The sequence below is a fragment of the Natranaerobius trueperi genome (genome assembly GCF_002216005.1).
GTDB lineage: Bacteria > Bacillota > Natranaerobiia > Natranaerobiales > Natranaerobiaceae > Natranaerobius_A > Natranaerobius_A trueperi.
Genome location: NZ_NIQC01000002.1, coordinates 109,553 through 122,841, shown reverse-complemented (window position 1 = coordinate 122,841; position 13,289 = coordinate 109,553). Strand labels below are relative to the sequence as shown.

General features: G+C 32.9%; 15 protein-coding genes. 11 read left to right on the top strand and 4 right to left on the bottom strand.

Annotated elements, in window-relative coordinates; translation table 11 throughout:
- Window positions 1-129: 129 nt before the first annotated feature.
- Entirely contained in the window at window positions 130-312 is a 183-nt protein-coding gene (locus CDO51_RS01855) for a MoaD/ThiS family protein (protein WP_089022592.1), read from the bottom strand.
- Between the two features lie 136 nt (window positions 313-448).
- On the opposite strand from CDO51_RS01855, the gene CDO51_RS01850 reads away from it, so the two are divergent.
- Entirely contained in the window at window positions 449-655 is a 207-nt protein-coding gene (locus CDO51_RS01850) for a hypothetical protein (protein WP_089022591.1), read from the top strand.
- Here the strand turns inward: CDO51_RS01850 and CDO51_RS15265 are convergent.
- The 3 genes from CDO51_RS15265 to CDO51_RS01840 form a co-directional block, all read right to left on the bottom strand.
- Window positions 639-809, bottom strand: coding sequence for a hypothetical protein (locus CDO51_RS15265; protein WP_420811479.1), 171 nt, complete (start codon window positions 807-809; stop codon window positions 639-641). The two genes, CDO51_RS01850 and CDO51_RS15265, sit on opposite strands and share 17 nt — an antisense overlap.
- 26 nt (window positions 810-835) lie before the next feature.
- The gene (locus tag CDO51_RS01845; protein ID WP_089022590.1) at window positions 836-1,051 is read right to left on the bottom strand and encodes a diacylglycerol kinase family protein; all 216 of its coding nucleotides are present in this window, start codon (window positions 1,049-1,051) and stop codon (window positions 836-838) included.
- Between the two features lie 164 nt (window positions 1,052-1,215).
- On the bottom strand, window positions 1,216-1,410 hold the full coding sequence (locus tag CDO51_RS01840) for a diacylglycerol kinase family protein (RefSeq protein WP_089022589.1): 195 nt from the start codon (window positions 1,408-1,410) through the stop codon (window positions 1,216-1,218).
- Between the two features lie 189 nt (window positions 1,411-1,599).
- Between CDO51_RS01840 and CDO51_RS01835 the strand changes: the two genes are divergently transcribed.
- From CDO51_RS01835 to CDO51_RS01790, 10 genes are all read left to right on the top strand, one after another.
- On the top strand, window positions 1,600-3,186 hold the full coding sequence (locus CDO51_RS01835) for a YjjI family glycine radical enzyme (RefSeq protein WP_089022588.1): 1,587 nt from the start codon (window positions 1,600-1,602) through the stop codon (window positions 3,184-3,186).
- Window positions 3,161-4,006 (top strand): YjjW family glycine radical enzyme activase, encoded by an 846-nt coding sequence (locus CDO51_RS01830; RefSeq protein WP_089022587.1) that lies wholly within the window; start codon window positions 3,161-3,163, stop codon window positions 4,004-4,006. The genes CDO51_RS01835 and CDO51_RS01830 overlap by 26 nt, the downstream gene beginning before the upstream one ends.
- Before the next feature lie 19 nt (window positions 4,007-4,025).
- Window positions 4,026-5,078 carry an S-methyl-5-thioribose-1-phosphate isomerase gene (gene mtnA / locus CDO51_RS01825; protein WP_089022586.1) on the top strand — a complete coding sequence of 351 codons (1,053 nt, stop codon included), beginning with the start codon at window positions 4,026-4,028 and terminating at the stop codon, window positions 5,076-5,078.
- Complete coding sequence (locus CDO51_RS01820; RefSeq protein ID WP_205842066.1) at window positions 5,032-5,727, top strand: class II aldolase/adducin family protein; 696 nt, start codon at window positions 5,032-5,034, stop codon at window positions 5,725-5,727. Before mtnA ends, CDO51_RS01820 begins: the two co-directional genes overlap by 47 nt.
- A gap of 215 nt (window positions 5,728-5,942) precedes the next feature.
- Window positions 5,943-6,905 (top strand): sugar-binding transcriptional regulator, encoded by a 963-nt coding sequence (locus tag CDO51_RS01815; RefSeq protein WP_158212267.1) that lies wholly within the window; start codon window positions 5,943-5,945, stop codon window positions 6,903-6,905.
- A 136-nt stretch (window positions 6,906-7,041) separates the two neighbouring features.
- Window positions 7,042-8,172 carry a BMP family lipoprotein gene (locus tag CDO51_RS01810; protein ID WP_205842065.1) on the top strand — a complete coding sequence of 377 codons (1,131 nt, stop codon included), beginning with the start codon at window positions 7,042-7,044 and terminating at the stop codon, window positions 8,170-8,172.
- Window positions 8,173-8,508: 336 nt separating this feature from the next.
- Window positions 8,509-10,020 carry an ABC transporter ATP-binding protein gene (locus tag CDO51_RS01805; protein ID WP_420811478.1) on the top strand — a complete coding sequence of 504 codons (1,512 nt, stop codon included), beginning with the start codon at window positions 8,509-8,511 and terminating at the stop codon, window positions 10,018-10,020.
- A complete protein-coding gene (locus CDO51_RS01800; protein WP_089022583.1) occupies window positions 10,017-11,192 on the top strand; it encodes an ABC transporter permease in 1,176 nt (391 codons plus the stop codon). The genes CDO51_RS01805 and CDO51_RS01800 overlap by 4 nt, the downstream gene beginning before the upstream one ends.
- Window positions 11,192-12,094 (top strand): ABC transporter permease, encoded by a 903-nt coding sequence (locus tag CDO51_RS01795; protein WP_089022582.1) that lies wholly within the window; start codon window positions 11,192-11,194, stop codon window positions 12,092-12,094. Before CDO51_RS01800 ends, CDO51_RS01795 begins: the two co-directional genes overlap by 1 nt.
- 445 nt (window positions 12,095-12,539) lie before the next feature.
- On the top strand, window positions 12,540-13,199 hold the full coding sequence (locus CDO51_RS01790; protein ID WP_240503457.1) for a YczE/YyaS/YitT family protein: 660 nt from the start codon (window positions 12,540-12,542) through the stop codon (window positions 13,197-13,199).
- Window positions 13,200-13,289: the final 90 nt, after the last annotated feature.

The window sequence follows — 13,289 nt, the reverse complement described above, 5'->3', positions numbered from 1 at the left end:
TGTTTTTTCTACCTGATTTTGAAGATGTTCAATTAAATGTTTACTACAAAAAGTGGATTTATGTCTTTTGATTCGCAAAACAGCTTGTGATGAACACTAAGAGCATTTCATACTATCACCTCCTCTAGATTAGCCACCAGAAACTACTGAAATAATCTCTATAATTTCTTCATCCTTTACTAATCGATCGCGAGTAAGAAGTTCACCATCTTTAACTACAAGTACAGATTCTGAGTTTAAGTCTAATTCCTTGAGTATTTCAGAAACTTTTTTACTTCCAGATAATTCAAATGTTTTGTTACTTGTTTTCATGTTACTTTCAAGATAAACCCTCCTTTCTTATTTGAGTTTCTTTAATTTTGAAGTGTACTAGAATATTTTTATTTGTGCAATATTTATGCATGGTTGGGAATAATGAAAATGAGGCATTTTTTAAGGAGGAATAGATATGCGTGATAACCACCTAATATGGTTAATGGTAATAACTTTAATTTTAATAGTACTTACTTCAATGGTTATATTGGGATTTTTTGAAGAAGATCCAAACCAAGATAGACAGATAATTGTAGATAATGATATTTTAGAAAACAGCTCGGTTATGTGCCGAGCTGTTTTTATGAAGATAGAAACCTTAATTTTCATGAAAGAATGTTAAGGTTAGCAGGCAAAGTACCTATTATCTCACCATCAGCGTGCAAAGTTATGTTTTCCTCTTTTGAGTCAATATAATGTTCTTTAGTTTTTATCACAGAGACTTCCCTAAGATTAGTATGACATCCTTTAAATAAGTTAGGTAAGACTTTTAAAATTTTTAACTTAGAGATATCTTGTGCAATTAATAAGTAAAAAGATCCATCATAGGACTAGCAGAAGGTATTAGTTTCATTCCTCCTCCAACAAATTTGGCATTACCAACAGCTAATAAAAAGTTATTTATAGTCCTTTTTGTGGTATTTTCAAAAGTAATTGAAATATTTTGGCTTCGATAAGTTAACAGTGTTTTCAATATAGCTGAAATGTAAGTAGTAGTTCCACTTATCCACTTATCCATTTATAGCTTTTGTTGACCTTTTTTGCAATTTCTGCATCAAAACCAATCCCAGCGGTGTTAATAAAGTAAGTTTGAATATTAAAAGACCTAAATCTAGATGAATGATATGTCCTTTGAGGGTATTTTGCATGCAAATATAGGATCTTTTGGTAGCTTTAAAGTTTTTATAAAGTCATCGTGCCTGTAGGTATTATCCCAAGTGTTACCTTTCTAAAATCTATATTTTGTCCATTAATTGCTTCATGAAGAGTCACATCTCCACCTATAATTATTATTTTACAACAACCCTCTTTGATGAGTGATGACACTAGGTTTCCAGCATCTTTGGGTTTTTGAGTAAATTTAAATTTATAGTTTATTTATTTGAGTCAAGATATTTTTTACATCTTCCCAAATTATTTTAGCTCTTTTTCGCCCTGCAGAAGGATTAATTATAAAACCAAGGGGTGCTCTTTTCCAATACTCCTAATAATATTTTGTTTAAATTATACATTACAAATAAATAATTATCTACTCTAAATAGTCGTAATAGTATTAGTTATTACATTATGTTAAAATTTAAATCAACGATAAATATGAGGGGAGTTGAAGTGAAAATGGTTAACGAAGAAATAAAGACCGAAATTGAAGAGATAATAACTAATCCTCAATTAACGTTTCATCAACGTAAACATCAACTAGCAACGTATGCAGAAAGTTTATTAAACTATGTCCCAATAAGTAAAGAAGCGGCTTTTGCAAAAGAAAACGGTATTATTTGTGATTTGTTTGAAGGACATGCCCCATATAGACCACGTTATATACTTCCCGATTATGATAAAGCTATTAAACAAGGTTCTAAATTTTTAGAACTAGATCCTCCAAAAGATTTAGATGAAGCAATTAATTTTTTAACTATATTGTACACCCATGTACCCTCAATAACTGGTTATCCAGTTTATTTAGGAAACCTCGATAGATTACTAGAGTCTTTTAGTGAAAAATATGATGATGATACCTTATATAAGAAGTTGAAACTTTTTCTAATAACAATCGATAGATTACTTCCTGATGGATTTACACATGCTAATATAGGTCCTGAAGGTACTAGAGTAGGTAGGTTATTATTTAAATTAGAACGGGAGCTAAAACAAGTTGTACCAAACTTAACTTTAAAATACGATCAAGAAAAAACATCAGATGAACTATTAATTGAAGGTGTAAAAACAGTATTTGAAGTAGGGAAACCGCATTTTGCTAACCACCAAATGATAACAAGTGATTTAGGTGAAAAATATGGGGTTGCAAGTTGCTACAATTCTCTTAAAGAAGGTGGTGGAGCACATACCCTTGTTAGGCTTAATTTAAAGAAAGCAGCGAAAGAGCATAGGGGTCGCCCTCAAGAATTTCTTGATACAACACTTCTAAAATATGTTAAGTTGGCATTAGAAGTCATTGAAAGCCGTGCTGAATATTTAGTTAATAAAGCCAAATTTTTTGAGCATAACTTTTTAGCACTAGAAGGAATTATAAGTAAAGCAAAATTTAGCTCTATGCTTGGTATTTTTGGTCTAAAAGAGTGTACTGAAACTTTACTTGATGATAATGCTCACTATGGTCATGATAAAGAGGCAAATAAGTTTAGTTACAAGATAACAGATAAGATATTAGAAATATTAGATAAAACTGAAATATCCCATGCAGAAGGAAATTCAAACAAAGCAATGTTTCACTCCCAGTCAGGAATTGATTTAGATACTGATACTACTCCAGGGACAAGAATTACTCCAGGAGAAGAACCTGATCTTTTTAATCATATAAAAGTAGTAGCACCACACCATTCAAAATTTATAGCTGGTGTTAGTGATATTTTCCATTTCGAAGGTACCATAAGAAATAACCCAAAAGCGGTTTGTGATATTATTAAAGGTGCATTTAAAGAAGGAATGCGAGAATTTACTTTCAACTTAACAGATGGAGAATTTGTACGTATTACTGGGTATCTAGTTAGAAGATCAGATTTAGAAAAATATAAAAATGATGAAAGTACAAGATATACAACAACGCCTTTAGGTGAAGGAGCTATTAATATACAAGGTGTGTTAAAGAGAAAGCGGAGGATGATTAATCATGAAAGAAATCCATGGTTTAATTAATCGTACAATAAATTTTAGTTCTATAGATGGCCCAGGAAATAGATTGGTGATTTTTTTTCAGGGATGTAATTTTAGATGTATTAATTGTCACAACCCACAAACTATGGGTAATTGTGTAGGTTTTCTACAATGTGGTATTTGTATAGAAAACTGTAAAAATGAGGCGTTACAAAATACTGGTTTCTCTAAAGAAAAATGTATGGGGTGTGACACTTGTGAAAGTGTTTGCCCCTTCAATTCTGATCCTAGAGCAAGATTTATGACTCCAGAAGAAGTCTTACAAGAGTTTATATTACCCGCCTCTCCTTTCATATCAGGTGTTACTTTAAGTGGAGGTGAAGCCACTTTACACAAAGAATTTATAATAAAACTAAGGAAACTGATGAATAATGATACTTCTTTAAGAGACTTAACCTTGTTTTTAGATTCAAACGGTAGCGTTTCTATATGGGACGAAATAACACCTTATATTGATGGTGTGATGTTAGACTTTAAAGCTTTTAGCTCAATTAAGCATAAAGAAATTACAGGGGTTAGAAATGAAACAGTGCTAGCTAGTATTTATAATTTATATAATAAAAATAAACTTTGGGAAATACGAATTCTGATTTTACCTGGGTACAATGATGATAATTTTGAAATAAATAGCATAAAAATGTTTTTAGGGGATAATGCGCCTAAGTGTCGGATACGATTAATCCCTTTTAGAAAATATGGGGTAAGAGAACCTTATAATAAGGTTGTTGAACCTGATACAAAAAAAGTAGAACAGATAAAAGATCTCTTTAGAGATGCTGGGTTTTGTGTTTATGTAACGTAATTACTTGGGAGGTGATAATATGAATCCAATTAAACCGATTTTTTTTGAAGAAGAAAGGCTATTTTTGCTGGATCAAAGAAAAATCCCATTAAAAGAAGAGTATTTTGAATGTAATTCATTTAAAGACACTTACTATGCTATTAAAGAAATGGTAGCACGAGGAGCGCCTTTAATTGGTGCTGTAGCTGCTTATGGAGTAGTCTTGGCTTGTAAAGAATTCAAAGACGATCATAAACAAAATTTCATAAAAAATATGGATTATGCGATAAAACATCTTGCTAAATCACGACCAACTGCTGTAAACCTTTTTTGGGCATTGCGTAGAATGGAAAAAGTTTTTAAATCAAATGTTGATTCTATTGACACTCTTGAAAATCTTTATACCTTATTAATAAATGAAGCTCACAATATCTGCTATGAGGATTTAGAAACCAACTATCAAATGGCAAGGTATGGAGTCAAAGTTGTAAAACAAAAAGCAAGAATTTTAACACATTGTAATACTGGAGCACTTGCTACTACTGGTTATGGTACAGCTTTAGGAGTAGTTAGGGAAGCTCATTATGTTGGTAAAGATATAAAAGTTTATGTAGATGAAACTAGACCAAGACTTCAAGGTACTAAATTAACTTCTTGGGAACTTCAAAAAGAACAGATTCCTTTTACTCTTATAGCAGATTCTGTTTCAGCAGTTTTGATGAAAAAAGGTTACATTGATTTAATTTTAGTTGGAGCTGATCGAATAGCTCCAAATGGAGATGTAGCAAATAAAATAGGGACATACGGATTATCAGTTTTAGCTAAACAATTTGATATTCCTTTTTATGTTGTTGCACCCACTTCAACTATTGATCTTGATATAAGTTGTGGTGATGATATTCAAATTGAAGAAAGAAAAAATGAAGAAGTTACTAATATAAATGGGGTTAGAGTAGCGCCTGATAACATTCAAGTGTATAACCCTGCTTTTGATGTGACACCTTCAAAAAATATAACGGGTATTATCACGGAAGTTGGGATATTAGGTGCAGATAAAAATAGTATCAGAGAGTTTAGAAGGAAAGGTGATTAATATGAATACCTGTAAAAAGGTTTTAGAAGTAAGTAAAAAAATGGCTTCACTTGGGCTAATTCAAGGAACATGGGGAAATGTTAGTGCTAGAGTAAAAACAGATAAAGGTGAATATATTACAATTACCCCTTCTGGTATGGATTATGAAAAAATGAAAGTAGAAGATATGGTGATTTTAGATGCGAGTGGTAATGTTATAAGTGGTACTAATAAGCCATCTTCAGAATACAGACTACATTTAGGTATATATAAACATAGAAAAGACATAAATGGAATAGTCCATACTCATAGCCCTTATAGTACAGCTATGGCTATTTCACATACTGAGATTCCACCAGCATGTGAAGATTTAGTTCAAGTTATAGGGGGGAGTGTTTCAGTTGCAAGTTATGCACATCCTGGAACAGTTAAGTTGAGTGAAAACGTAGTGTTTGCCCTCTCTGATAAAATGGCAGTGCTACTAGCTAACCATGGATTAGTATCTTGTGGTAGAACATTAGAAGAGGCTTTAAAGGCAGCTCAAATTGTTGAAAAATCAGCAATGGCTACAGTTTATGCAAAGTTATTTGGTGGTGCTATTCATCTACCAAAAAAAGAGATTGAAAAAATGAGAGATTTTTATGTAAAAAGTTATGGAAAACCTATTTAAGTTCGTAAATTCTAATAAAAATATCTATGACCTGAAAAATGATTCAATTGTTATATATTATTTGGTATAATTCAATTGAACAAAATTAAATAGATGATAACAATTTTTCTTATATTTATAAAATGAAAAACTGGTATACTATCATTTACATAATTACCAATTTGATACTATTGAGAAGAAATTGTTTTATTAAAAATAAGGTTAGGGTGTGGGCTATGATAGAAGACAATAACACCGTAAATAAATTACATTTAGCCTATCAAGCTGCGAGATTATATTATGAGTGTGATGAAAATCAAGAAGAAATTGCTCGAAAGCTAGGTGTTTCTAGACCTCAAATATCAAGATTATTAAAATTAGCGAGAGAGCAAGGATTAGTAGAATTTAAGGTGAAAAACCCATTAAAACTTCATACAAGATTAGAGAAAAATTTATGTGAAAGATTTTCACTAAGACAAGCTATCGTAGTTCCTTTAAGTGCTGAAAAACCTGATCTAATTAAAGAAAAACTTGCAAATGTAGCTTCAAGTTACGTATCTGATGTATTAATGGATGGTATGGTTATAGGGATTCCTTGGGGGTCTACTTTGAATCATTTAACAAAAGTTTTCCCTGAAAAAAGTTTAGAAGACACAGTTGTAGTTCAACTAAAAGGTGGAGTGAGTAAAGTTTCAAACAAAGTTGATACATTTAATCCGATTATTACCTTGGCAAAAAAGATAAATGGTTCTCCTTGTTTTTTGCCGGCACCGTCAATAGTTAACAGTATTGAACTGAAAAATGTTTTTTTACAAGAAGAAAAAATAAAGGAAACACTAGAGTTAGGTAATAAAGCAGAGATAGCTATATATAGTATTGGCTTACCAAATGAATATTCAGTACTTATTGAAGCGGGTTATTTTACAAAAAGTCAAATGCAAGAGTTAAGAGAACAAGGGGCTGTAGGAGATATTTGTTCAAGATATTTTACCATAGAAGGAGAAATTTTTAATAAGGACCTTGATGAGAGAACTATTGGTATAGATATTAAAAGTTTAAAAAATAAAGAGTATTCAATTGGTATAGCTGGTGGAGAAGAAAGAGCTCCAGGGATTTTAGGTGCTTTACGAGGTGGTTTTACTAATGTTCTTATAACTGATGAAAAAGCAGCACAAAAAGTTCTTGAATTAGATAACTAACATTAAGAGTTAGTTAGTATGTAATCTATATTTAAAAAAACTAAAAAAACTCATACTATCAAGGGAGGTGATTAAATAGGTTTATTGACAGTTTTAAAAAGATTTTTAAAAGTTTGCTAACTATCTAAAGGGGGTAATGGCTTTGCCTAAAAAATTATTGGCGTTGTTTATGGTAACTTTATTGTCTTTTGCTGTTGTTGCGTGTGGTCCGGCTGATGAAGATGAAAATGGTGAAGAGGAAGCAACAGAACCAGAAGATGAGACATTACAAGTAGGGATTGTATTATCTACTGGTGGATTAGGTGACCAGTCTTTTAATGATGCTGCTTATAGAGGTTTAGAGTGGGCAGAAGAAGATTTTGATATTGAATTTACCCATATTGAGCCAGAAGACGTAGCAGAAGACGCACAGTCTCTTAGACAATTTGCAGAGCGAGGGTATGATCTGATATTTGGAGTAGGATTTCAAATGGCTGATTCACTAGAAACTGTTGCTCAAGAATATCCTGATATAAAATTTGGTCACGTTGATGAAGACTTTGGAGAAGATATTCCAGATAATGTTGAATCATTAAATTTTGCAGAACATGAAGGTTCTTTTTTAGCAGGTGCTTTAGCAGCTAAGGTCAGTGAAAGTGGTACTATTGGATATGTCGGAGGAGAAGATTTTGGATTGATCCATAGATTTGAAGGTGGTTTTGTTCAAGGAGCTCAATATATCGATGAAGATATTGAAATTATTAGTGACTATGCTGCTAGTTTTGAAGACTCAGGTAGAGGTAGAGAAATTGCACTATCCTTTATCGATCGAGGTGCAGACGTAATCTATCATGCAGCAGGTGGCTCAGGAATGGGTGTAATAGAAGCAGCTGAAGAAAGTGGAATCTATGCAATTGGTGTAGACTCTAACCAAAACTGGGTTGCTCCAGGTCATGTTATTACTAGTATGTTAAAGCAGGTAGATAATGCAGTATATGAGACAGTTGAAAGAGTTATTGATGGAACTTATGAAGGTGGTCTAAACAGAGAGTTTGGCCTTGAAGATGATGGAGTTAGTCTAAGTAGTCTAACAGAAATTGATGTTGAAGAAGAAGAAGCTGTAGAACTCGAAAGTATTGATGAAGAAGATCTAGAAGTAATCAAGGAAATGAAAAAAGAAATTACTGCTCCTCATAAAGAAAGAATAGAAGAACTTGAACAAAAGATTATTGATGAAGAAATTGAAGTAGAAGACTGGATGTTTCTAGATGAACGACCAGACTATTAATTAAAAATTGCCAAATATTTCGTACTAATTATTAGTAGAGGCGCTGTTGGCAAACAGCGCCTCTATACTAGACAATAATACTTTGATGTTTAACTTGAAAAAGGGGGAAAACAAATGTCAACAGAGCAAGCCTCCCAAACAACTATAAAAATTCCTGAAGGGGCAAAGTCAGAAGATGTTGCAGATCTCCTGTCTGGAAAAAAGTTAGTATCAAAAGATGATTTTTTACGGAAAGTTGATGAAATGAAAGTTCAATATTTTTTGCATGGTGAGTTTAGTTTTTCTATAAATGAATCTTTAGAAGAAATTGTTGAAAAGATAACAACACTTTTAGAAATGAGAAATATTACTAAAGTTTTCCCTGGAGTTAAAGCGAATGATAATGTTAATTTAAAAATTCGCAAGGGAGAGATACATGCTTTAGTCGGAGAAAATGGTGCTGGTAAATCAACACTTATGAATATTTTATATGGATTATATGACCCCGATGAGGGAGATATTTTCTATAAAGGAGAAAAAGTTAGATTAGCAGATCCTATCAAAGCTATTAAATTGGGTATCGGAATGGTTCATCAACATTTCATGTTAGTTGAGCCTTTAACTGTGGCAGAAAATATCGTTTTAGGAAATGAACCCTTAAATAATAATATATTTATTAATAAAAAATTAGCTGTAAAAGAAGTTCAAGAAATATCGGATAAATATGGTCTGCGTGTGGATCCAAATAAAAAAATTGAAAACACATCCGTTGGAATGCAACAACGGGTTGAAATAATAAAGATATTATATAGAGGTGCAGAACTGCTTATTTTTGATGAACCTACAGCAGTGCTAACCCCTCAAGAGGTAGTAGAACTTTTTGATATATTTAACGCTTTAAGAGATCAAGGAAAAACCATTATTTTTATTACTCATAAATTAGGTGAGGTTAGAGAAATTACTGATAGATTAACTGTTTTAAGAAGAGGACAAACTGTCGGAACAGTTGATACTGAGTCAGTGACTGAAGAAGATGTTGCAAGAATGATGGTAGGAAGAGATGTTTTGCTCCGAGTTGAAAAAAATGAATCAAAACCTAATGATGAAGTACTAAAACTTGAAAACTTAACTACGAAAGATCACAGAGGAGTCCCTGTTGTAAATGATGTTTCTTTAAGTGTTCGCTCTGGTGAAATTGTTGGAATTGCCGGTGTAGAGGGGAATGGTCAATCCGAAGTGATAGAAATGATCACTGGCTTACAAAAAGTTGATGGTGGTAAGATCTACTTTAAAAATAAAGATATAACTAATGAATCACCTAAAAAGATAAAAGAATTTAAAATCGGTCATATACCTGAAGATAGAAGAAAACGAGGGCTTGTGCTTGATTTTGATTTAGCTGAAAATATGATATTAGGTTATCATCATAAAGAACCTTTTAGTAAAAATATGAGGATGAATTATGATAAAATCTATTCTTACGCTGATGATATGATTGATAAATATGATGTAAGAACACCCGGTTATCATGTTACAGCAGATTCACTTTCTGGTGGGAACCAGCAGAAAGTGATCATAGCTAGAGAATTCTCTCATGAGCCGGAATTATTAATTGCTTCTCAACCTACACGAGGGGTTGATATTGGAGCGATTGAATTTATACACCAACAAATAGTAAATCAACGTAATGCAGGAAAAGCGGTTTTAGTAGTATCTGCTGATCTAAATGAAGTGATGTCATTAAGTGACCGTATAGCTGTAATTTACGATGGAGAGATTGTTGCGATAGTTAATTCAAATGAAGTTGATGAATTTGAGCTCGGTGCCCTAATGACAGGATCTACTCCAGATAAGGAGGATGCAAAATGAGCGAACCACAAAAAGACTCCAACCAGAAGTTCAAAAAAATAACTAGTGTATTTAAAGAGTGGATAAGTGGAAACTCTGGTGTAAAATCTACACTTGAAGAACTTGGTTTTTCTTTGTTATCTATTATTACAGCAATGATAGTTGGGTCTTTATTTATTTTAATAGCTGGTGAATCACCGATAACAGCGTACCAAGCGTTATTTGAAGGTTCTTTTGGGAGTTTCGATTATTTTCTTAATACTCTATGGCGCTCAACACCATTAATATTGACTGGACTTGCTGTAGCTTTTTCTTTTAGAGCTGGGTTATTTAATATCGGAGCAGAAGGACAGTTAATAATAGGAGGATTTGCTGCAGCAATGGTGGGGTATGTTTTTACAGACCTGCCAACTATTATCCACCTTCCGGTAAGTGTATTAGCAGGAATGGTAGCAGGGGGACTTTGGGCTGGTATTCCAGGACTTCTAAAAGCAAAACGTGGTGTTCATGAAGTTATCGTAACTATTATGCTGAATCATATTGCTATTAGTGTAGCTATTGATTATGGTATTAATAATTTTAGAGATGGTGGTAGACAAGCAACACCTTATGTACAAGAAACTGCTGAACTGTTTAATTTTAACCAGTTGGGAGAACATTCCATTCTACAACATTTTCCGCCCGTAGATATATTTGCTGCCCCAGCGATTAATCTTCATTTAGGGTTCATATTTGCATTAATAGCTGCGGTAATACTCTGGTATATTATGTGGAAAACAACTCTTGGTTATGAGATTAGAGCTGTTGGTTTTAATTCATCTGCAGCAGAATACGGTGGAGTTAATGTTGCTAAAAACATTATTCTTGCTATGGTTATAAGTGGTGCTGTTGCAGGATTAGCAGGTGCCAGTGAAGCTTTGGGGACTCATAGAAGTTTTATTTCTGGCATGGATGCAGGACATGGTTTTACAGGTATAGCAGTTGCATTATTAGGAAGAAACCATCCAATAGGTGTAATATTAGGAGGACTATTGTTTGGAGCTCTTGCACAAGGTGGATTACACATGCAATTTGCAGGTGTACCACAAGAAATAGTAACTATTATACAAGCTCTGGTAATTTTCTTTATAGCTAGTTTACAAATGTTTAAAATATTTCTTGTTAGAAGAAAAGCAAAAGGGGAGGCTAAATAATGGAGATATTAGCAGAATTATTTTCCCTTTCGGTGATATTTGCAACTTTAAGGTTTGCGACCCCACTAATATTAGGAGCATTAGGTGGTCTGATTTCAGAACGATCTGGGGTAATTAATATTGGACTTGAGGGTATGATGCTCTTTGGTGCATTCGCTGCTGTTTATGGTAGTGGTATAACTAGTAATCCTTGGATGGGATTAATTCTAGGAATTTTAGCCGGTATGTTATTAGCGTCTATACATGCGCTTGTATCAGTTAAATTTAAAGCTGATCAGATTATAAGTGCAACAGGCATTAACATTTTCGCAACAGGTATTACAGTCTTTTTATTACAAGTTTTATTTAATACTGCAGGGACATCTCCTAGAGTCCCTAGGCTACCTGCGTGGCAGATAATGGATTTCTTCCCTTTTAGACCTATAACTTATTTTGCTTTAATTTTAGTGCCACTTGTATGGATTTTCTTATATAAGACACCTTGGGGACTTAGAATTCGTTCTATAGGTGAACATCCACAAGCAGCTGACACTTTAGGTATAAATGTTAACAGATGGCGTTTTATCTGTGTCGTTATTAGTGGTGCCTTAGCCGGTATGGCGGGAACGCATTTGTCTATTGGTGCGGGAAGCGCATTTGTAAGAGATATGTCAGCTGGTAGAGGCTTTATTGCTTTAGCAGCTATGATTTTTGGTAAATACAATCCATTTGGAGCACTTGGTGCAGCATTATTATTTGGTTATTCTGAAGCGTTAGCTCTGCGGGTTGATCTTCCATTTATTCCAGATGAATTGTTTAGAGCTTTCCCTTATGTTGTAACTATAATAGTTCTAGCTGGTTTTATAGGTAAAGCCACACCTCCAAAGGCTATCGGAAAGCCGTATAATAAAAGTGGAGACTAGAATTACTTCTTCTAAATATACGTTAAACTAATTACAAGCCACAAATACAATTATATTTGTGGCTTGTAATTTTTTTGATGGTTAGGTAGAGCAATAATAGTTAGATAAAAATTTTGTTATATTATTAATCATTGCTTTATTAGGTTTTTATTAATTTCTTTGCATTTATAGGTGTCAGACCAATATATATTGTTGATTTAGGTAATTCAGAAATCATGTTGGATTACAGCTCATATTTTATGTAGGTTTTCTTATATTAGTTCTTTTTGGTACCGGTATATTAACAACTATTTTCACTATTTATGTTATTTTCAAAGATAGAAATGATTAGTATAATACAGTATAGATGTTAACAGTGAGAGACAAAAAAAGAAAGGACATCAAAATGATGATTTTATTAAAACTTTTCCAGGGAGATACAGTTTTTAAAAGCCTTATTTACAAAATGCCGTGGTTATTTTTAGGGTTTATATTGTTTTCTATAGGTATTTTATTGACCCTATATGCTGATTTAGGGATGGGTCCATGGGATGTCTTTCATAAGGGGGTAAGTATTTATTTACCAATTTCATTAGGGCAGGTGATGCAAATAACGGGTATAACTTTATTAGCTATTTCTTACTTTTTAGGAGAGCCTTTGGGGATAGGAAGCTTTTTAAATATGTATTTTATAGGCCTATTTGTTGATATCTTTGAAGCTTTAGGTGTGTTTTTTACACCAGATAATATAGTAATTAGATTTTTGATGCTTATTTCGGGAATATTTGCAATAGGTTGGGCAACCTTTTTCTACTTAAAAGTACAATTAGGTGCAGGTCCTAGAGATGCTTTAATGGTAGGTCTTGTCAAGTTAACGAAAAAACCGGTATGGTTAATTCGCGGGTGTATGGAACTAACTGTATTACTTATTGGTTACCTACTAGGCGGACCTGTAGGGATTGGTACAGTAATTGTTGCTTTAACTATCGGTTTTTCAGTGCAATTGGCTTTTAGGATAGGAAATTATAACACTAATAATGTAAAACATCAAAATCTTGGTGAACTAGTAAAAGCTTTAAAATCTGATTTAAAAAATCTTACCCAAAAAAATTCTATGGGGGGTTAAAAGATGGTTATTTACTATTTGCAAAATATACACAATGGATGAAATATATCCATGTGCAGAAAAAATATTAATAAAAGATGGAAAATAGCG